Raw genomic sequence first — 20,606 nt, forward strand, 5'->3', positions numbered from 1 at the left:
CCGGTGGTACCAGCGCCGGCCGCCCGGCGGGAGCCCAGGCCGCCGCGGCGGCACGCGCCCGTGGCCACCCACACCCGTCCGTACGACGATCACGGCCTCACCCACGCCGCCGCGGGCACCTTCACCGCCCGCGGCGGTCCGCGCTCCCAGGACCTCGCGGAGGAGGTCCGTCCCCGCCGGGCCGCGCGAGACCGGCCGGCCCGACGGCCGGCGCACTCCCGTGGCCCGGCCGCTCGCCCCCGGGCCCGGTCCGCCGCCCATGGGGAGGCGGCGGTCCGCCACACGGCACGGGGGCCGCGCCGACATCGGCGCGGCCCCCGGCCCAAAACCCGCCTCAACTCCTCAGGCGAGCAGTTCGACCTCCGAGATCACCGCCTCGCCGTCGAGGACCAGGCGGTACTTCCCGTACGTGCCCGGAGCGCCGACGGTGAAGGCCCGGGTCTGCCTGTCCCATCGGAAGGACTCCCCGGACCGCTTGTCCAGCGTCTTCCACGTGGTCCCGTCGTCGGAGCCCTGGAGCGTCCAGCCGGTCGGTGCCCTGGTGTGGTCGCCGGACGACGTCACCGTGTACTGCAGGCCCTTGACCGGCCCGGAGACCGGCAGGTCCACGGAGGTGACGGTCGCGTCGGTCGCCGAGGTGTTGTCGAACAGCGCCCCGTCGCCCTTCAGCACGTCCGCCCGCGGCGTCGGCACCTTGTCGTCCTGGGTGATCGACACGGGCGCCGCGTCCTTGCCGGTGCCCCACGAGGAGGGCTTCGACCCCATGGCGAAGTCGAGCACCCCGCCCTTTCGCAGCAGCTCGCCGGGCAGTGAAGTCTTCGACCAGGTACGGCCGTTGACCTTCAGCCCCTGCACGTACACGTTCTTCGCGCTGTTCCTCGGCGCCCGGACGACCAGGTCGTGGCCGTTCTCCAGGTGCACCGTCGCCTTCTTGAACAGCGGGGAGCCGATGGCGTACTCGCCGCTGCCCATCACCAGCGGGTAGAAGCCGAGCGAGGAGAAGAGGTACCAGGCCGACTGCTCGCCGTTGTCCTCGTCGCCGTGGTAGCCCTGCCCGATCTCGCTGCCGGTGTAGAGGCGGGACAGCACCTCGCGCACGTCCGCCTGCGCCTTCGAGGGCTCGCCGGCCGCGTCGTACATGTAGATCACGTGGTGGGCGACCTGGTTGGAGTGCCCGTACATGCCCATCCGGACGTCCCGCGCCTCCGTCATCTCGTGGATGACGCCGCCGTAGGAGCCGACGAACTCCGGGGACGCGGTCTCGGGGGTCGCGAAGTACTCGTCGAGCTTGTCGCCGAGGGCCCTCCGGCCGCCGTAGAGGTTGGCCAGGCCCCGGCTGTCCTGCGGGGCGGTGAAGGCGTAGCCCCAGCCGTTGGTCTCCGTGTAGTCGTAACCCCACACGCGCGGGTCGTAGGTGGCGGAGTCCACGCGCCAGTCGCCCTTGGCGTCCTTGCCCTGGAAGAAGCCGGCCCTGGAATCGAACAGCTTCACGTAGTCCTGGGCGCGGTTGAGGAAGTACGCGGACTCCTCCTTGTAGCGCTTCTCACCCGTCTTCTTGTAGAGGGCCTGGCCCATCTTGGCGATGCCGTAGTCGTTGACGTAGCCCTCCATCGCCCACGAGAAGCCCTCGCCGGTGGAGGTGGTGGTGTAGCCGAGGAAGGGCGAGGTGGCCATGCCCTTGCGGCCCACGCCGGAGGACGGCGGGACGACCGTCGCGTTCTTCACGGCCGCGTCGTACGCCGCCTTCGCGTCGAACTTCACGCCCTTGACGTACGCGTCCGCGAAGGCCACGTCCGAGGAGGTGCCGGTCATCAGGTCCGCGTAGCCGGGGGAGGACCAGCGTGAGATCCAGCCGCCGTCCTTGTACTGCTGCACGAACCCGTCGACCATCTCGCCCGCCGTGGACGGCGTCAGGAAGGAGTACGCCGGCCAGGTCGTCCGATAGGTGTCCCAGAAGCCGTTGTTGACGTACACCTTGCCGTCGACGATCTTCGCACCGGTGTGCGTCGGGGTGTCGGGACCGGGCATCGCGGAGAACGGCGAGGCGTACTGGTACGTCGAACCGACCTTCTCGAAGCCGGAGTTGGGGTACAGGTACAGCCGGTACATGCTGGAGTACAGCGTGGTCAGCTGGTCCGGGGTCGCGCCCTGGACCTCGACCTTGCCGAGCAGCTTGTCCCAGGTGTGCCGGGCGTGGCTCTTGACCGCGTCGAAGGACCTGCCCTCCGGGATCTCCTGGCGCAGGTTGTCCTTGGCCTGGTCGACGCTGATCAGCGAGGTGGCCAGGCGCAGCGTGACCGTGTGGTCGGAGCCGGTGTCGAAGCGCAGGTAGCCCTTGACTCCGCTGGAGGAGCCGTCCGTCACGGGCTTGTCGAAGACGCCGTAGACGAAGAGCCGGGTGGCGCCCGTCGACAGTCCGGACTTCACGTCCGAGTAGCCGGTGACGACGCCGTGCTCCTTGTCGAGCGTGAGCCCGGCCTGCTCGGTGACGTTGTCGAAGACCACGCTCGCGTCGTCGCCCGGGTAGGTGAAGCGCAGCGAGGCGGCGTGGTCGGTCGGCGCCATCTCGGCCTTCAGGCCGTTCTCGAACCGCACGCCGTAGTAGTACGGCCGCGCGGTCTCGTTCTCGTGCCGGAAGGCCAGCTCGCGGGCCTGACGGCCGGTGTCCGGGGTCCCGGAGGCGGCGGACGGCATCAGCTGGAAGGTCTGCCGGTCACCCATCCACGGGCTCGGCTCGTGGCTCGCGCTGAACGCCTGGATCGTCGGCAGGTTGTCGTCGTTGTTCGCCCGCGCGTAGTCGTACAGCCAGCTCAGCGAGGACGCGTTGGTGACCGGCGTCCAGAAGTTGAAGCCGTGCGGCATGGCCGTCGCGGGGAAGTTGTTGCCGCGCGAGAAGCTGCCGCTGGAGTTGGTGCCGCGGGTGGTCAGCGCGTAGTCGGACAGATGCGCCTTCGGCCTCTCGGGCTTCGCGCGCTTGAGGGCGATGTCGTCCAGCCAGCCGCGGAACCTCGCCGGACCCTTGGCGGAGTCGTACGCCACCAGGATGCGGTCGACGGTCTTGCCGGCCGCGACCGAGCCGATCCGCGAGACCACGTTGTTCCACTGGTTGACGTAGAGGATCTTGGCGGCGCCCTGCGCCTGCGGCGACATCCCGAAGCCGTGCTGGTCGGTGGCGCCCAGGTCGCTGAGGTAGGTGCCGTCGGTGAAGGCCAGGTCGACGGAGACGTTGGTGGCGTCGTAGTCCCGGTCCTTGTCCGCCATCTGCGGGAAGACGCGGTACGAGAGCTGGGTGTCGCGGCCGACGGCCACGTTCACGTCGAAGACCTTGTTGTACGAGTACGCCCGGCCGTCGGCGGTGTGCCGTCCGGCGTAACGCAGGGCCTTCTTTCCGGTGAAGCCCGCGGCCGCCTTCGCGGTCGGGGAGCCGCTCGGGCCGTGGTCGACCAGCGACAGCATGTCCTGCGGGACCGGGCCGCCGCCGTCCCCCGTGGACAGCTGGAGGTCGGCGAGCTGGAGGATGTCGGAGGCGCCGTTGTTCTTCGTGATGTCGAGCCGGAAGTGCTGGTACTCGGCCGGCTCGGCCAGGTCGTAGGACTTGGTCTGGAACCGCTCGGAGAAGGACTGCCCGGAGCGGGAGTCGAGGGTCTTCCAGTCCTTGCCGTCGGTGGAGCCCCGCAGGGTCCAGTCCTTCGGGTCGCGCCCGTCGAAGTCGTTGGCCGAGGTGAGCGCGTAGTTCGTGATCTTCAGCGGCTTGTCCAGGTCGAACTCGACCCAGCCGGTCGGGTCGAAGGTCAGCCACTTGGTGCCGGACTCGCCGTCGACGAGGTTCTCCTTCACCTCCCCGCCGCCGGTGTTCTCGCCGCTGGCCCGGACCTCGGTGACGTGGTCGTTGACGTTTCCGGGGATGCCGCTGCTGTATCCTCCGTCCACGCCGGAGGCGAGCTTGCTTCCGTCCGCCCCGGTGTCGACCGTGTTGAGCCAGTCCGGTGCCGGATCGCCCGTCTCGAACGAGGAGGCGAACTCCCTGTCGGCCGAAGGTGCCTTCGCGGGCAGCGCGGTCGCCGCCCCCTGTGTGCCCACCGCCAAAGCGAAGGCGGCCGTCACGACGACCGCCGGTCCCCATCTGTGCCGAGTTCTGTGCCCCATACGCCAGACCCTCCCTGGGCTGTGGACAACGTTGTCAACTTAGCCGCGCAGAGACCAGTAGTGGGCCAAGTGGTCAGTGATGTCAAGGGCGTTGCGTGTGGCATTCGTGGTCTATGTCATGGACTTTTCCGGCAAGGGGGCCACAGGGGACTCATATTTCCGCGAGGTCTCAACTCGGATAAGACCATCGGCCAACCTTGCATTCGATCTTGCTCCGTTGGCGGGAAGTGGACTATACCTGTCGGCGATTCACCCGATCCGTACTGTACGACGCGCACTTCCTGCACGACCCTGCTTGACCTGACCGCGGTGCCGGGAAGGATCCGGTTCACCGCCTGAGTCCTGGAGAAGGCGAGGACTTGAGCATGGGATCCACTTCCGCCGAGAACAACGGCGCGGCGACCACCGGCGCATCCGGTGTCGGCCGCCGCGATCTGATCAAGAGGTCCGCCGCGCTCGGCCTGATCTCCGTTCCCACGATGAGCTTCTTGTCGGCCTGTGCCAGTGGTGGCGGCAGCGACAACTCGAGCGACAACAACCAGGGCAAGACGTCCAAGACGAACCCCTTCGGTGTCGAGAAGAACGGCAAGCTCGACGTCGTCATCTTCAAGGGGGGATACGGCGACGACTACGCCAAGGCGTGGGAGGCGAGCTTCAAGAAGCAGCTCGGCATCACCTCGACCCACACCGGTACCCAGGAGATCACCGGCAAGCTCCAGCCCCGCTTCAACGCGGGCAACCCGCCGGACATCGTGGACGACTCCGGCGCCCAGCAGATCAAGGTCGACGTCCTGTACAAGAACGGCCAGCTGCTGGATCTCGCCCCGGTCCTGGACGCCCCCTCGGTGGACGACCCGAGCAAGAAGGTCCGGGACATGATCATCCCGGGCACCCTGGACGCGGGCATGCAGGAGGGCAAGATCGTCGCCCTCAACTACATCTACACGGTGTGGGGCCTGTGGTACTCCGGCAAGCTCTTCAAGGAGAAGGGCTGGGAGGAGCCGAAGACCTGGGACGACTTCATCGCCGTCTGCCAGGACGCCAAGAAGCAGGGCATCGGCGGCCTCGCCCACCAGGGCAAGTACCCGTACTACATCAACGTCGCCATCATGGACCTGATCGCCAAGACGGGCGGCCTGGACGCCATGAAGGCGATCGACAACCTCGACCCCAAGGCCTTCGTCGGCTCCGACGCGGCGCAGGCGGGTGTCGAGGCGATCTACGAGGTCGTCGAGAAGGGCCTGTTGATGCCCGGGACGAACGGCCTGACCCACACCGAGTCCCAGACCCGCTGGAACCAGTACAAGGCCGCCTTCATCACCTGTGGTTCCTGGCTGGAGAACGAGCAGCTCAAGCAGACGCCGTCGGACTTCGACATGAAGTTCATGCCGATGCCCCTGCTGCCCGGCAGCAAGCTGCCCTTCGAGGCGATCCGGGCCGGCTCGGGCGAGCCCTTCATCATCCCCGCGAAGGCCAAGAACCTGCCCGGGGCCAAGGAGTTCATGCGGCGCATGCTCTCCAAGGAGTGGTCGACGCTGTTCGCCAAGGAGGCCAACTCCCTCACCATCCTCAAGGACGGCGTCGACCCGAGCGTCAAGCTGCGCCCGGGCACCCAGTCCACCGTCGAGGCGTCCAAGGCGGCCGGCGGCAACACCTTCCGCTACCTGTACACCGAGTGGTACAGCGAGATGGGCACCGCCATCGAGGCCGCGTCCAACGAGTTGATGTCCAAGCGTATTCAGCCGAAGGAATGGCTGAAGCGGTGCCAGGCCGCGGTCGACAAGCAGGCCAAGGACCCGGCTTCCAAGAAGAACCACCGGGACTGACTCAACGCCGTTTCCCGGGCCGGCGAGCTCCGGCCCGGGAAAGGACATCAGGGGCAGGGACGCCAATGCGCAAAGGGCAGTACAGGTTCGTCGCGGGATTTCTCTTCGTTCCCGTGGCGCTCTACCTGATCTTCGTGATCTGGCCGTACATCCAGACGTTCGGCTATTCGCTCACCGACTGGAAGGGTCAGTCGCAGACCTTCAAGTTCGTCGGTCTGGACAACTACAAGGCGCTGTTCCAGGACGACGTCTTCATGCAGGCCATCTGGCACAACATCCTGTTTCTGATCTTCATTCCGGTGATCACGATCCTGCTCGCGCTGTTCTTCGCGTTCATGGTGAACGCCGGCGGCCGCAGCAGGGCGGGCGGAGTGCAGGGCGTATCCGGATCGGCGTTCTACAAAGTCGTCTACTTCTTCCCCCAGGTGCTGTCGCTGGCGATCGTCGCCGTGCTGTTCAACGCGGTGTACCGCAGTGACGGTGGCGGCCTGCTCAACGGTTTCCTGATCAAAATCCACCTGGTCGACGCGACCAATCCCGTGGAATGGCTCAACGAGCCCAACATCGTGCTGTGGGCGCTGATGGCGGCGGTGGTCTGGCACGGCGTCGGCTTCTACCTGGTGCTGTTCTCGGCCGCCATGCAGTCCATCCCGAAGGACATCTACGAGGCCGCCCTCATCGACGGTGCGGGCCGCAACCAGTCCTTCTTCCGCATCACCCTGCCGCTGCTGTGGGACACCGTGCAGACCGCCTGGGTGTACCTGGGCATCGTCGCGATGGACATGTTCGTCCTGGTGTCCTCCATGACCGCGAACATGGGCGCCTACGGCGGCGGCCCCGACCACCACAGCGACGTGATGTCGACGGTGCTGATGCGCAACTTCCAGTACTACGGCAAGAGCGGATACGCCTGCGCCATGGGCGTCGTCATGCTGCTGCTCACCCTGGTCCTGTCCGTGGTCATGCTGCGCGCCACTCGCCGCGACCGCGTCGAATTCTGAGCGGGAGATACGACGATGAGCGCACCCATCAAGGAAACAGCGGCCGCACCCGCCGAGGGGGCGGTCACCAGGGCCCCCGCCCGCCGCCGCGGCGACCAGGCCGGCGAGGGCGTCGTCCTGAACGCGTTCTCCCACGGCTTCCTCGCCCTCTGGGCCCTGCTGATCGTGCTGCCGTTGCTGTGGCTGGTGTTCAGCTCCTTCAAGACGGACGTCCAGATCGGTGGTTCGGCGTTCGGCTGGCCGCACAACTGGTCCTTCGACGTCTTCCGCCGGGCCTGGAACAAGGGCATCGGCGACTACTTCCTCAACACGGTCATCGTGCTGGTCTTCTCCGTGCCGCTGACCATGCTGTTCGGTTCGATGGCCGCCTACGTGCTGGCCCGTTACCGGTTCTGGGGCAACCGGCTGCTGTACTACTTCTTCGTCGCCGGTGCGATGTTCCCGGTCTTCCTGGCGCTCGTCCCGCTGTTCTTCATGGTCAAACGGCTGGACATGCTGAACACCTACCAGGGCCTGATCCTGGTCTACATCGCCTATTCGATGCCGTTCACGGTGTTCTTCATGCACGCCTTCTTCCGCACCCTCCCCACGGCGATCTTCGAGGCGGCGGTCCTGGACGGCGCCTCACACACCCGGATCTTCTTCCAGGTGATGCTGCCGATGGCCAAGCCGGGCCTGATCAGCGTCGGGATCTTCAACACGCTCGGCCAGTGGAACCAGTTCATCCTGCCGACGGTCCTCATGCAGCCGCAGAGCGGCAGCGATCCGGAGCGGTACGTCCTCACGCAGGGCCTCATCCAGTTGCAGCAGCAACAGGGGTACGCCTCCGACCTGCCCGTCCTCTTCGCGGGCGTGACCATCGCCATGATCCCCATGCTGGTGGTCTACCTGTCCTTCCAGCGCCAGGTGCAGGCAGGGCTGACCTCGGCGACCCTGAAGTGACGGCAGGGCGGCGGTTGCCCCGGTAGCCCTCCGCAGTCGACCGCGTGCGCGCCGTCCCGGACCTCCGGGGCGGCGCGCCGTGTTGTGTACAAGAACCCGGATGCGGTTCAACCTCTTGACGGGAGGCGACCCGAACGGCTCAGCTTAGAGTTCACTAGTTGGACATAGTCGGGGCCTCATCGAAGCGGTCCCGCGCGCAGGAGGTCGTCGTGGAGACTCCGGGGTCGCAGTCGTCGCTGCACCGAGCCAACCTGGAGAGGGTCGTACGGGCCGTGCGGCTCGCCGGGTCGCTCACGCAGGCGGAGATCGCGAGGACCACGGGACTGTCGGCGGCGACGGTCTCCAACATCGTCCGCGAGCTCAAGGACGGCGGAACGGTCGAGGTCACACCCACCTCGGCGGGCGGCCGCAGGGCCCGCAGCGTCTCGCTGAGCGGGGACGCAGGCATCGTCATCGGGGTCGACTTCGGGCATACGCATCTGCGGGTCGCGGTCGGCAACCTCGCCCACCAGGTGCTGGCCGAGGAGTCCGAGCCGCTGGACGTGGACGCCTCGTCGGCGCAGGGCTTCGACCGGGCGGAGGAACTGGTCAACCGCCTGATCGCGGCAACGGGCGTCGACCGCTCCAAGATCGCCGGGGTGGGTCTCGGCGTACCCGGCCCGATCGACGTCGAGTCCGGCACCCTGGGCTCCACCGCGATCCTGCCGGGCTGGACCGGCACCAGGCCCGCCGAGGAGCTGCGGGGGCGGCTCGGCGTGCCGGTGCACGTGGACAACGACGCCAACCTCGGCGCTCTCGGAGAGCTGGTCTGGGGCAGTGGCCGGGGGGTCAAGGACCTGGCGTACATCAAGGTCGCCAGCGGTGTCGGCGCCGGTCTGGTGATCAACGGGAAGATCTACCGGGGTCCCGGCGGCACCGCAGGTGAAATCGGACATATTACACTCGACGAGTCCGGTCCGGTCTGCCGCTGCGGGAACCGCGGATGCCTGGAGACCTTTGCCGCAGCGCGCTACGTGCTTCCGTTGCTCCAGTCGAGCCACGGCACCGACCTCACCATGGAAGGCGTCGTCCGGCTGGCCAGGGACGGAGACCCGGGCTGCCGTCGGGTGATCGCCGACGTCGGCCGACACATCGGCAGTGGAGTCGCCAATCTCTGCAACCTGCTGAACCCGAGCCGCGTGGTCCTCGGCGGTGATCTCGCCGAGGCCGGTGAGCTGGTGCTCGGGCCGATCAGGGAGTCCGTCGGCCGCTACGCCATTCCCAGTGCGGCGCGCCAACTGTCCGTTCTCCCGGGGGCACTTGGGGGCCGTGCGGAGGTGCTCGGCGCGCTCGCTCTCGCGCTCAGCGAGATGGGCGATTCGACCCTTTTGGACGGCTCGCTGTCCGCAGTCACCCCTGCCTTCACTTAGAGAACGGATGGCACCGTTGCCATCTCGTTAAGGATTTACTTCTTGACGTCGCACGCGTGGCCGAGTTGACTTCCAGCCACCTCGGCCGCAGTGTCGCGGCCTCGTCAGGGAGGTTTCTGAAGTGAACACGCGTATGCGTCGTGCCGCGTTTGCCGTTGCCGCGGGTGCGATGGCCGTTTCCCTCGCCGCTTGTGGAAGCGCGAAGGAGTCCGGCGGTGGTTCCTCCTCGTCGTCCGCCAAGAAGGGCGACAACATCAAGGTCGGTCTGCTCCTGCCGGAGAACCAGACGGCCCGTTACGAGAAGTTCGACAAGCCCCTGATCGAGAAGAAGGTCAAGGAGCTCACGAACAACAAGGCGACGCTGGTCTACGCCAACGCCAAGCAGGACGCCAGCACGCAGAACCAGCAGGTCGACACGATGATCACCAACAAGGTGGACGTCCTCATCGTGGACGCGGTGGACTCCGCGGCGATCAAGAACTCGGTGCAGAAGGCCAAGGACGCGGGCATCCCGGTCGTCGCCTACGACCGTCTCGCGCAGGGTCCCATCGACGCGTACACCTCGTTCGACAACGAGACCGTCGGCAAGACCCAGGGCGAGGCCCTCCTCAAGGCCCTCGGCTCGAAGGCCAAGTCCGGCAAGATCGTCATGATGAACGGGTCCTCCACCGACCCGAACGCCGCCCAGTTCAAGAAGGGCGCCCTCTCGGTGCTCCAGGGCAAGGTGAACATCGGCAAGTCCTACGACACCAAGGACTGGAAGCCGGAGAACGCCAACGCCAACATGGAGGGCGCGATCTCGGCGATCGGCAAGAAGAACCTCATCGGCGTCTACTCCGCCAACGACGGCATGGCCGGCGGTATCATCACCGCCCTCAAGGCCGCCGGCATCTCCAACATCCCGGTCACCGGCCAGGACGCGGAGCTCGCGGGTGTCCAGCGCATCGTCGCCGGCACCCAGTACATGAGCGTCTACAAGCCCTACGCGCCGGAGGCCGACGCCGCCGCCGAGATGGCCGTGGACCTCGCCCAGGGCAAGTCGCTCGACTCCGTCGCCAAGGACAAGGTCGACAGCCCCACCACCCAGCAGATCCCGTCGGTCCTGGTCGCGGTCCAGTCGCTGACCAAGGACAACATCCAGGACACCGTCATCAAGGACGGCGTCTACACGGTCGCGGACATCTGCACGCCGCAGTACAAGGCCGCCTGCGACAAGATCGGTCTGAAGTAAGCAGCGGCGCGTCCCTTCCCAGGTAGGGGAATTCGCTCTTGAATTCCCCTACGGGACGCCCGCCCCGAAGGCTCCTCCGGCGCCCCGCGCATCAAACAGCCCCGCAAGCTCGTCGCGGGGCGCCGGACGGATCAGCCCCCAAACTTTCTGCACAACCTCCCGCCGGGTCAGGCGGCGAAGGAGATGGTTCACGTGTCCGCTACGCCCGTGCTGGCGTTGCGCGGGGTCTCCAAGCGGTTCGGTGCCGTTCAGGCGCTCACCGACGTAGAGCTTGAGGTCCACGCCGGTGAGGTGGTCGCCCTGGTCGGCGACAACGGAGCCGGAAAGTCCACGCTGGTCAAGACGATCGCCGGCGTGCATCCCATCGATGAGGGCGTCATCGAGTGGGAAGGCAAGTCGGTCAACATCAACCGGCCCCACGACGCCCAGCACCTGGGCATCGCGACGGTGTACCAGGACCTCGCGCTGTGCGACAACATCGACGTCGTCGGCAACCTGTACCTGGGCCGTGAGGTCCACAAGTACGGCGTGCTGGACGAGGTCGAGATGGAGCGCCGCTCGCGCGAGCTGCTGGACCAGCTGTCGATCCGCATCCCCAGCGTCCGCATCCCGATCGCCTCGCTCTCCGGCGGTCAGCGCCAGACCGTGGCCATCGCCCGCTCCATGCTCGGCGAGCCCAAGCTGGTCATCCTCGACGAGCCCACCGCCGCTCTGGGCGTCGAGCAGACCGCCCAGGTCCTCGACCTGGTCGAGCGGCTGCGCGAGCGCAACCACGCCGTGATCCTGATCAGCCACAACATGGCTGACGTGAAGGCCGTCGCCGACAAGGTGGCGGTGCTGCGTCTGGGTCGCAACAACGGCGTCTTCGAGGTGAAGTCGACCTCGCAGGAAGAGATCATCTCCGCCATCACCGGTGCCACGGACAACGCCGTGACCCGTCGTGCGGCGCGCACCACTGGGGAGATCAAGAAGTGAGCATCGACAAGACCTCCGCGGCCCCGGGAACCCCTGACGACCACGTCGTGGAGAACCCCGACGCGGCGCGCGGCTCCGACGTCGCCGTCGACCCCCGGCTGCTGGTGCGCGAACAGGGTTTCGCGGGCTACATCACCGAGTTCAAGCGCAAGATGAAGGCCGGCGACCTGGGGTCCATCCCGGTCGTCATCGGCCTGGCGATCATCTGGATCATCTTCCAGAGCCTGAACTCCAACTTCCTCACCGCGAACAACCTCTCCGACATCTCCATCGCGATGGTCGGTACGGGCATGATCGCCGTCGGCATCGTCTTCGTGCTGCTGCTCGGTGAGATCGACCTGTCGGTCGGCTCGGTCTCCGGTGTCGCGGGTGCCGCCTTCGCCGTGCTGAACATCAACCACGGCATGAACGAGTGGCTGGCCTTCTTCCTGGCCATCCTCACCGGCACCGCCGCCGGCGCGATCCACGGCTTCTTCTTCGCGAAGATCGGTGTGCCCGCCTTCGCGGTCACCCTGGCCGGCCTGCTCTTCTGGAACGGCTTCATGCTCCAGATCCTGGGCTCCAACGGCACGATCAACCTGAAGAGCAACGGCATGGTCGCGAAGCTGACCACGTACTACTTCACCGACGTGGCGGCCGCGTACAGCCTCGCCATCGCCGTGACCGCGCTGTACTTCGTCAGCGCCTTCCTCGGCAACCGCCGCCGCGAGGCCGCCGGTGTGCCGTCGCGGCCGCTGAGCGAAACCATCCTGCGCACGGCGCTGCTGGCGGTCCTCTCGTTCGCCGTCGCCATCGTCTACAACCAGTACAAGGGCCTGCCGCTGGCCGTCGTGATCTTCATCGGCGTCCTGCTGTTCACGGACTTCGTGCTGCGCCGCACGTCGTACGGCCGCAAGGTGTTCGCGCTCGGCGGCAGCGTCGAGGCCTCCCGGCGTGCCGGTATCAACGTGGAGCTGATCCGGATCTCGGTCTTCGCGATCTCCGGCACCTTCGCCGCGATCGGCGGTCTGTTCATCGCCTCGAAGATCGCCTCCGCCAACCAGGGCGCCGGCGCCGGCGACCTGCTGATGAACGCCATCGCGGCGGCCGTCATCGGCGGTACGTCCCTGTTCGGCGGCCGGGGCCGCACCTGGAACGCGCTGCTCGGTGTGCTGGTCATCGTCTCGATCCAGTACGGCCTGGCGCTGGAGGGCATCGCCTCCCCGGTCCAGTACATGATCACCGGCGGCGTTCTGCTGGCGACCGTCGTCATCGACGCGGTCACCCGCAAGACCCAGAGGACGGCGGGCCGCGCCTAGGGCCCACCCGATCCTGTGCCCGGTACCAACGGCGGTACCGGGCACAGCCATGTCCGGGGCACCGTCTTGTCATAGGCACCGCCGATCCTGGGTACGGCCGACCGCGTGACGCATCACGCACCGCCCGGGCGCCGCGCGCAAAGGCGGAACATTAGACTCGTCAAGTCCCGGCAACAGCTCGATCAGCTCTACTGCAAGGAGGCACGGGTGCCGCTGCTGACCCGCATCAGGGGACCGCGCGATCTCGACCGGCTCAGCCTGGAGGAGCTGGACCAGCTGGCGGAGGAGATCCGCGGCTTCCTCGTCGACGCGGTCTCCAAGACCGGCGGCCACCTCGGCCCGAACCTCGGTGTGGTGGAGCTGACCATCGCCCTGCACCGGGTCTTCGAGTCCCCCATGGACCGGGTGCTGTGGGACACGGGCCACCAGTCCTACGTGCACAAGCTGCTCACCGGCCGCCAGGACTTCTCCCGGCTGAAGAAGAAGGGCGGCCTGTCCGGCTACCCCTCCCAGGCCGAGTCCGAGCACGACGTGATCGAGAACAGCCACGCCTCCACGGTGCTGGGCTGGGCCGACGGGCTCGCCAAGGCCAACCAGATCCTGGAGCGCGACGACCACGTGGTCGCCGTGATCGGTGACGGTGCCCTGACGGGCGGCATGGCCTGGGAGGCGCTCAACAACATCGCCGACGCCAAGGACCGGCCCCTGGTCATCGTCGTCAACGACAACGAGCGGTCGTACGCGCCGACCATCGGCGGCCTGGCCAACCACCTCGCGACCCTGCGCACGACGGACGGCTACGAGCGCTTCCTGGCCCGCGGGAAGGACCTCCTGGAGCGCACCCCGGTGGTCGGCAAGCCCCTCTACGAGACCCTGCACGGGGCCAAGAAGGGCCTCAAGGACTTCATCGCGCCGCAGGGCATGTTCGAGGACCTCGGGCTCAAGTACGTCGGCCCGATCGACGGCCACGACATCGAGGCCCTGGAGTCGGCGCTGGCACGCGCCAAGCGGTTCGGCGGGCCCGTGATCGTGCACTGCCTCACCGAGAAGGGCCGCGGCTACCAGCCCGCCCTGCAGGACGAGGCCGACCGCTTCCACGGCATCGGCCCCATCCACCCCGACACCGGCCTGCCCATCAAGGCCTCGGGCGCCGACTGGACCTCCGTCTTCGGCGACGAGATGGTCAAGCTCGGCCATGAGCGGCGCGACATCGTCGCGATCACCGCCGCGATGCTCCAGCCGGTCGGCCTGAAGAAGTTCGCGGACACCTTCCCGGAGCGGATCTACGACGTCGGCATCGCCGAGCAGCACGGCGCCGTGTCGGCCGCGGGCCTGGCCCACGGCGGGCTGCACCCCGTCTTCGCCGTCTACGCCACCTTCCTCAACCGCGCCTTCGACCAGGTCCTGATGGACGTCGCGCTGCACAAGTGCGGCGTGACCTTCGTACTGGACCGGGCGGGCGTCACCGGCACCGACGGAGCCTCCCACAACGGCATGTGGGACATGTCGATCCTTCAGGTCGTGCCGGGGCTGCGCCTCGCCGCTCCGCGCGACGCCGACCAGGTGCGCGCCCAGCTGCGCGAGGCCGTGAAGGTCGAGGACGCGCCGACCGTGGTGCGCTTCTCCAAGGGCGCCGTCGGCCCGGCCGTGCCCGCCGTGGGACGCGTGGGCGGCATGGACGTCCTGCGCGAGCCGGGGACCGGCCAGCCCGACGTGCTGCTCGTCTCCGTCGGCGCGCTGGCCCCGATGTGCCTGGAGATCGCCGCGCTGCTCGACAAGCACGGCATCTCCACCACCGTCGTCGACCCGCGCTGGGTCAAGCCGGTCGACGAGGCGATGGCGCCGCTGGCGGAGCGGCACCGCGTCGTCGTCACCGTCGAGGACAACTCCCGGGTCGGCGGTGTCGGGTCCGCGATCGCCCAGGCCCTGCGGGACGCGGGCGTCGACGTGCCGCTGCGCGACTTCGGCATCCCGCCGCGCTTCCTCGACCACGCCGCCCGCGCCGAGGTGATGGCGGAGATCGGGCTCACCGCCCCCGACATCGCCCGCCAGGTCACCGGCCTCGTCTCCAGGCTGGACGGCCGCTTCGACCGCACGGCGGCCGGGGTGGACTCGGTGGAGCCCGCCCGCGACTAGAGGCTGGACGAAGCGCGTCGCCGCGGGCCGGTTCCCCCACTCCTACAGGTGGCGGAACCGGCCCGTTTGCGTGAACCTGCCTTTGCCGGGGCACACGTACGCCCGGCCCTCTCGATCATGTCGAGGACGACAAACGTGGGAGGTAGGTACGTGAGCAGCACGCTCTTCAGGACGAAGAACATCGAACAGTCCATCCGGGACACCGAGGAACCGGAACACGCGCTCAGGAAGTCACTGTCGGCCCTCGATCTGACGGTGTTCGGCGTCGGTGTCATCATCGGCACCGGCATCTTCGTCCTGACCGGCACGGCCGCGAAGAACACCGCGGGCCCCGCGGTGTCCCTGTCCTTCGTCGTCGCCGGCGTCGTGTGCGGGCTCGCCGCCCTGTGCTACGCCGAGTTCGCCTCCACGGTCCCGGTGGCGGGCTCCGCCTACACCTTCTCCTACGCCTCCCTCGGTGAGTTCCCCGCCTGGATCATCGGCTGGGACCTGGTGCTGGAACTGGCGCTGGGCACGGCGGTGGTGGCCGTCGGCTGGTCCGGCTACATCCACTCGCTGCTCGACAACGCCGGCTGGCATCTGCCCGAGGCCCTGAGCGGCCGGGACGGCGCGTCCGGCTTCGGCTTCGACATCCTCGCCGCCGCGCTGGTCCTGGTGCTGACCGCCGTCCTCGTGCTCGGCATGAAGCTCTCCGCGCGCGTCACCTCCGTCGTCGTCGCCGTCAAGGTGGCCGTCGTCCTCGTCGTGATCATCGCGGGCGCCTTCTTCATCAAGGGCGACAACTACCACCCCTTCGTCCCGCCGGAGCAGGCCGTGGAGGCGGGCGGCAACCTCAAGGCGCCGCTGATCCAGCTGATGTTCGGCTGGGCGCCGTCCAACTTCGGCGTCATGGGCATCTTCACCGCCGCGTCCGTCGTCTTCTTCGCCTTCATCGGCTTCGACGTCGTGGCCACCGCCGCCGAGGAGACCCGCCACCCGCAACGGGACGTACCGCGCGGCATCCTGGGCTCCCTGATCATCTGCACCGCGCTCTACGTCGCCGTGTCGATCGTGGTGACCGGCATGCAGAAGTACAGCAAGCTCTCCGTGGACGCGCCGCTCGCCGACGCGTTCAAGGCCACCGGGCATCCCTGGTTCGCGGGCCTGATCAGCTTCGGCGCCGCCGTCGGCCTGACCACGGTGTGCATGATCCTGCTGCTGGGGCAGTCCCGGGTGTTCTTCGCGATGAGCCGGGACGGGCTGCTGCCGCGGTTCTTCTCGCACACGCACCCCAGGTTCCGCACGCCGTACCGGCCGACGATCCTGCTCGGCGTCGTCATCGCGATCGTCGCGGGCTTCACCAGCCTCAGCGAGCTCGCCGAACTGGTGAACATCGGCACGCTCTTCGCCTTCGTGATCGTCGCGATCAGCGTGATCATCCTGCGCCGGAGCCGCCCCGACCTGGAGCGCTCCTTCCGTACCCCGTGGGTGCCGGTCCTGCCGATCCTGTCGGTGCTGGCCTCGCTGTGGCTGATGCTGAACCTGCCCGCCGAGACCTGGCTCCGGTTCGCCATCTGGATGGTCATCGGCCTCGTCGTGTACTTCTTCTACAGCCGCTCCCACAGCCGGCTCGCCCGGTCCCGGCAGGAGACCTCGGCGGCCGGGCGGTGACCCGCGGCCCGCACACCCGCGGCCCCTGCCGTCCGCCCGCGGACGACGGCAGGGGCCGCAGCCGTGTGCGGTCCTAGGGCCGGACGGCCCGCGGTCCCGTGACCTCCGCGCCCAGGTCCCGCACGCGCCGGCGCAGCTCCCGGTCCGCCGTCACCACCAGGACGGGCCGCCCGGCCGCGCCCGCCACCAGGTCGACCATGTGGTCGTCCCCGCTGCCCGGCGCCGACTCCACCCGTACGCCGGGCACGGACTCCACGCCGCGGGCCGCCCCCTCCACCACCAGGACGATCTCCACGGGACCGGTGCGGCCCGGGAGACCGTCGGCCGCCAGCCGGTCGCGCAGGCGTTCCGCGGCCCCGCGCCGGTCGCGCCACCAGCCGTCGGGGACCGAGCCGACGACGTTCGCGGCGTCGACGACCAGGAGCAGGGGTGAGCCGCCTTCGGCATCGGCCTCCATCGGTCAGCCGCCCTGCTTCCCGTTCTCGTTCTCCTCGAAGCTGGCGAAGTACGCGGCGGCCATGTCCTGGTCGGCGTGGCCCTGCGCGGCGGCCCGCTCGAAGCGCTCCGCGGCAGCGGCGGCCACGTCCAGCCGGACCCCGCCCCGCCGCCCCGCCTCGACGATCAGCCGGGCGTCCTTGGCCGCGGTGTCCACCGCGAAACTTGCCGGGGTGAGCCGGTCCTCCAGCACCAGCTCCGCCTTGGCCTTGAGATAGCCCATGTCGAGCGGTCCGCCGGCGATGAGGTCGAAGAAGCTCTCCGGGGCGACGCCGAGGGCCCGCGCCAGCGCCAGGACCTCGCCGGTCGCCGCGGTGGCGGCGAGCACCCAGCTGTTGGCCACCAGCTTCAGCCGGCTCGCGCTGCCCGCCGCGCCGTCCTCGCCGGTCCACACGGTGCGCGCGCCGACCGCCTCGAACACCGGCTCCACGGTGCCGCGGCCCTCGACGGGGCCGGCGGCCAGCACGGTCAGCCGGCCGGCCTCGGCGGGCTGGCGGGTGCCGAGCACGGGAGCGTCGTAGAAGACGAGTCCGTGCTGCCGGGCGAAGGCCGCGAGGTCGCCGATCGCCTCGGTGCCGGCGGTGGTCGACTGCATCCAGACCATGCCGGGGCGCAGGGCGGGGGCGGCCTCGCGCAGGACCGCGAGGGCGGCCGGGCCGTCGTAGAGGATGGTCAGGACCACGTCGGCGCCCTGGACCGCCTCGGCGGGGGAGCCGCACACCTGGGCCCCGTCGGCGGCGAGCGGCTCGGCCTTGGCGGAGGTGCGGTTCCAGACGCGGACGGTGTGTCCGGCGCGGGCGATGTTGCGGGCCATCGCGGCACCCATGATGCCCGTGCCCAGGACGCTCACGGTGAGCTGGTCGGTCATGAGGTCGGCTTCCTTACTCGTACGGGTTCTGCACGCGTGTGGGGGTTGCTGGGAACAGCCTGCCCGCCGAGTGCCCCGCCGTGCGCACGGGACCCGTCCGGAACCCGCGCGTCGCCCGGGGGCCGGGACACGGTGCGTGTACCGGCCCGCTTAAGGTGAACCGGTGAACGGCGACTGGCTCATACGCGGCCGCGACGGCCGGCTCAGTGTCTACCTGCCGACGGACGGCGCCGTCCTGTGCCGCGCGGAGCGCGGACCCGGCGGCCCCTGGGCGCCGGCCCGCAGGATCGGCGGCGACCAGCAGCTGCTCCCCTCCCACGCCGTCGGCCGGGGCCAGGACGCCTACGCCCATCTGGTCTCCTGGCGGCCCACCGTCCACGGCGAGTCCGGTCTCGTCCACTCCACCCACTTCCGGCCCCGGCTCGCGGCCCTCGACTGGAACCCGATCGGGCATCCCAACGGCAAGGGCGAGGAGACCGGCACCCCGGCCGTCGCGGTCGACGCCGAGGGGCGCGCGCATGTCTTCGTCCGCAACAGGGGCGGCGGGGTGAGCATGCGCGCGCAGAAGGAGAAGGGCGGCTGGGACCCCTGGCGCGACCTCAAGGGGCGTCAGGTGCAAGGGGAGTTGGCGGCCGTGACGGGTGAGTCCGGACGCGTCGAGCTGTACGCGGCCGTCCCCGGCGGCCTCCTGCACTGGCGGCAGGAGGAGCCGGGTGCGCAGCCGGCCCTGGAGGAGGCGATGGAGGCGGCGGCCCGGCCGGGCACCCTGTGCGCCCTCGCCACCTCCCCGCAGAGCACCACCCTCTTCCACACCGACGACTCGGGCGACCTGTGCGCCTGGCGTCCCGGCGGCAAGCCGGTCGTGCTCCTGCCGTCCGCCGGCCCGGGACCGGTCCGGGCGATCCGCTGCGAACTCGACGGCCACGACTGCACGTTGCTCGCCCAGCGCTCCTCGAGCGGCCGGGTGGCCTTCGCCGCGTACCCCACGGAGCAGGAGTCGGCGGGAGCGTGGTGGACGGAGTCGGGGCCCCAACTGCCGTCGGACGCGGAGGTGTCGCTGGCGGCGGACGAGGAGGGGCGGGTGGTGGCGGCAACGTTGTCCGCTTCGACCGGGCAGCTGCTGGTCACGCGACGCAAGGACGAGGCGGGTCTGGCCCTGGAGGCATGGCGGGCGGTGTGACGGGTCCCGCGGCGTCGGCGGGCGGTGTGACGGGTCCCGCGGCGCCGGCGGGCGGTGTGACGGGTCCCGCGGCGCCGGCGGGCGGTGTGACGGGCCCCGCGGCGCCGGCGGGCGGTGTGACGGGCCCCGCGGTCCCGGCGGGAGGTACGACGGGCCCCTGAGGCGGGGGCGGTCGTCCACGTCCCGGTCACACCGTGTTCGCGGGGTGTTCGACCTATGATGGGCGCGCTCGGCCTCCCTTGCGACAGATGTTCGGGGATCGGCACGTCGGCCGCGCCGGGCGGGAAGGAAGGGGCGGGCCACGTCATGCGGACCGGATCCGGGCGCGGCGCCGCCCGACGAAGAGCTGCCGACAGCGCCGTCGCGCACCGGCAGGACGGGCGGCACGCGGCGGAGGCGGCCGTGGACGGCCGCTGGCTGGTGCTCGGCAAGGACGGGCGGCTGACCGCCTACGGCCGTACCCGCGACGGGCTGCTGCGGTGGACCGAGACCCGGCCGGGCGGGCCGGAGTGGACGGGCCCCGAGTTCTTCCCCGTCGCGGACCTGACCCATCTGTCGGTGGTCCAGGGCGCGGACACCTACGTCCACTTCCTGGGCCGGCGCGAGGTGCGCAAGGGCGACGGGCCGCCGGCCGTCGACATCGTGCACGCCATCCAGTACCAGACGGGCCGTCCGGTCACCGAGTGGCGCTCGCTGGGCAACCCGCACAAGGACCGGGAGAAGGCCGCGCGGTTCGGCGTACCCGCGGGCGCGGTGAGCGGGTCGGGACGGGTGCACGTCTTCGTGCGCAACGCGGGTCGCGGTCTGATGCTGCGCCGGGAGGGGCCGACCGGGAAGTGGCTGGCCTGGGAGGACCTCCACGGCAGCGGGGTGCAGGACGGGCTCGCCGTGACCGCCCACGCGTCCGGGCGCATCGAGGTGCTGGCGGGCGGCGGCCAGGACGCCATGTGGTGGCGGCAGGCCGGGGCCGACGGCGACTTCCGGCAGGAACCGAACATCGCGCTGCAGGTGACGCCGGGTACGGCGGCGGCGCTGGAGACGGCACCGGACCGGGCGACGTACTACTGGACCGACCGGGACACGCGCCAGCTGATCGCCCACCGTCCGGGCGGCTGGCTGATCCCGCTCGGGGGCGCCCCGGCCGCCGAGCCGCTCGCGCTGCTGCGTGCGTCGCTCGACGGCTACGACTGCACCGTGCTGGCCCACCGCGGCCCCGACGGCCAGGTCATGCTGAGTGCGTGCGGCACGGAGAACGAGCAGGCGGGCCTGTGGTGGTCGCCCACCGGCGAGCACGCGGTCACGGCCCCGGCGCTGGCCCTGGACGCCCACGGCCGCGTCGTCCTGGCGACCGTCGCCGAGGACGGCGCCCTGCACATAGCCCGCCGGTCCAACGGCCCGGGTCTGGCCCTGTCCCCGTCGGTACGCGTCTGAGCCGGTCGGGGGAGCGGC

At 69.5% G+C, this 20,606-nt stretch carries 14 protein-coding genes; 11 read left to right on the plus strand and 3 right to left on the minus strand.

Annotation, left to right across the window (positions count from 1 at the left end; translation table 11 throughout):
• Positions 1 to 342 precede the first annotated feature (342 nt).
• A complete protein-coding gene (locus ACIRPX_RS21750; protein WP_404196938.1) occupies positions 343 to 4,146 on the minus strand; it encodes a GH92 family glycosyl hydrolase in 3,804 nt (1,267 codons plus the stop codon).
• A gap of 365 nt (positions 4,147 to 4,511) precedes the next feature.
• Here ACIRPX_RS21750 and ngcE point away from each other — a divergent pair, with 365 nt between their 5' ends.
• The 9 genes from ngcE to ACIRPX_RS21795 all read left to right on the plus strand — a co-directional run bounded on the left by ngcE (position 4,512) and on the right by ACIRPX_RS21795 (position 16,614).
• Positions 4,512 to 5,972 (plus strand): N-acetylglucosamine/diacetylchitobiose ABC transporter substrate-binding protein, encoded by a 1,461-nt coding sequence (ngcE, locus tag ACIRPX_RS21755; protein WP_404196940.1) that lies wholly within the window; start codon positions 4,512 to 4,514, stop codon positions 5,970 to 5,972.
• Positions 5,973 to 6,037: 65 nt separating this feature from the next.
• Positions 6,038 to 6,973 (plus strand): carbohydrate ABC transporter permease, encoded by a 936-nt coding sequence (locus ACIRPX_RS21760; protein ID WP_404196943.1) that lies wholly within the window; start codon positions 6,038 to 6,040, stop codon positions 6,971 to 6,973.
• 15 nt (positions 6,974 to 6,988) lie between these two features.
• Complete coding sequence (locus ACIRPX_RS21765) at positions 6,989 to 7,915, plus strand: carbohydrate ABC transporter permease (RefSeq protein ID WP_404196946.1); 927 nt, start codon at positions 6,989 to 6,991, stop codon at positions 7,913 to 7,915.
• A 209-nt stretch (positions 7,916 to 8,124) separates the two neighbouring features.
• Complete coding sequence (locus ACIRPX_RS21770; protein ID WP_404196948.1) at positions 8,125 to 9,324, plus strand: ROK family transcriptional regulator; 1,200 nt, start codon at positions 8,125 to 8,127, stop codon at positions 9,322 to 9,324.
• Between the two features lie 133 nt (positions 9,325 to 9,457).
• On the plus strand, positions 9,458 to 10,555 hold the full coding sequence (locus ACIRPX_RS21775; protein ID WP_404197271.1) for a sugar ABC transporter substrate-binding protein: 1,098 nt from the start codon (positions 9,458 to 9,460) through the stop codon (positions 10,553 to 10,555).
• A 183-nt stretch (positions 10,556 to 10,738) separates the two neighbouring features.
• Positions 10,739 to 11,530, plus strand: coding sequence for an ATP-binding cassette domain-containing protein (locus tag ACIRPX_RS21780; RefSeq protein WP_404196951.1), 792 nt, complete (start codon positions 10,739 to 10,741; stop codon positions 11,528 to 11,530).
• The gene (locus ACIRPX_RS21785) at positions 11,527 to 12,828 is read left to right on the plus strand and encodes a sugar ABC transporter permease (RefSeq protein ID WP_404196953.1); all 1,302 of its coding nucleotides are present in this window, start codon (positions 11,527 to 11,529) and stop codon (positions 12,826 to 12,828) included. Before ACIRPX_RS21780 ends, ACIRPX_RS21785 begins: the two co-directional genes overlap by 4 nt.
• Positions 12,829 to 13,035: 207 nt before the next feature.
• Positions 13,036 to 14,964 carry a 1-deoxy-D-xylulose-5-phosphate synthase gene (gene dxs / locus ACIRPX_RS21790; RefSeq protein WP_404197273.1) on the plus strand — a complete coding sequence of 643 codons (1,929 nt, stop codon included), beginning with the start codon at positions 13,036 to 13,038 and terminating at the stop codon, positions 14,962 to 14,964.
• 150 nt (positions 14,965 to 15,114) lie between these two features.
• Positions 15,115 to 16,614 (plus strand): amino acid permease, encoded by a 1,500-nt coding sequence (locus ACIRPX_RS21795; protein WP_404196956.1) that lies wholly within the window; start codon positions 15,115 to 15,117, stop codon positions 16,612 to 16,614.
• Between the two features lie 73 nt (positions 16,615 to 16,687).
• Here the strand turns inward: ACIRPX_RS21795 and ACIRPX_RS21800 are convergent, their stop codons facing one another.
• Positions 16,688 to 17,071, minus strand: coding sequence for an NTP pyrophosphohydrolase (locus tag ACIRPX_RS21800; RefSeq protein WP_404196959.1), 384 nt, complete (start codon positions 17,069 to 17,071; stop codon positions 16,688 to 16,690).
• Between the two features lie 3 nt (positions 17,072 to 17,074).
• A complete protein-coding gene (locus ACIRPX_RS21805; protein WP_404196961.1) occupies positions 17,075 to 17,977 on the minus strand; it encodes an NAD(P)-dependent oxidoreductase in 903 nt (300 codons plus the stop codon).
• A gap of 163 nt (positions 17,978 to 18,140) precedes the next feature.
• On the opposite strand from ACIRPX_RS21805, the gene ACIRPX_RS21810 reads away from it, so the two are divergent.
• A complete protein-coding gene (locus ACIRPX_RS21810) occupies positions 18,141 to 19,157 on the plus strand; it encodes a hypothetical protein (protein ID WP_404196963.1) in 1,017 nt (338 codons plus the stop codon).
• A gap of 306 nt (positions 19,158 to 19,463) precedes the next feature.
• On the plus strand, positions 19,464 to 20,588 hold the full coding sequence (locus ACIRPX_RS21815) for a hypothetical protein (protein ID WP_404196966.1): 1,125 nt from the start codon (positions 19,464 to 19,466) through the stop codon (positions 20,586 to 20,588).
• Positions 20,589 to 20,606: the final 18 nt, after the last annotated feature.

Source organism: Streptomyces sp. NPDC101225 (assembly GCF_044767585.1).
Taxonomy (GTDB): Bacteria; Actinomycetota; Actinomycetes; order Streptomycetales; family Streptomycetaceae; genus Streptomyces.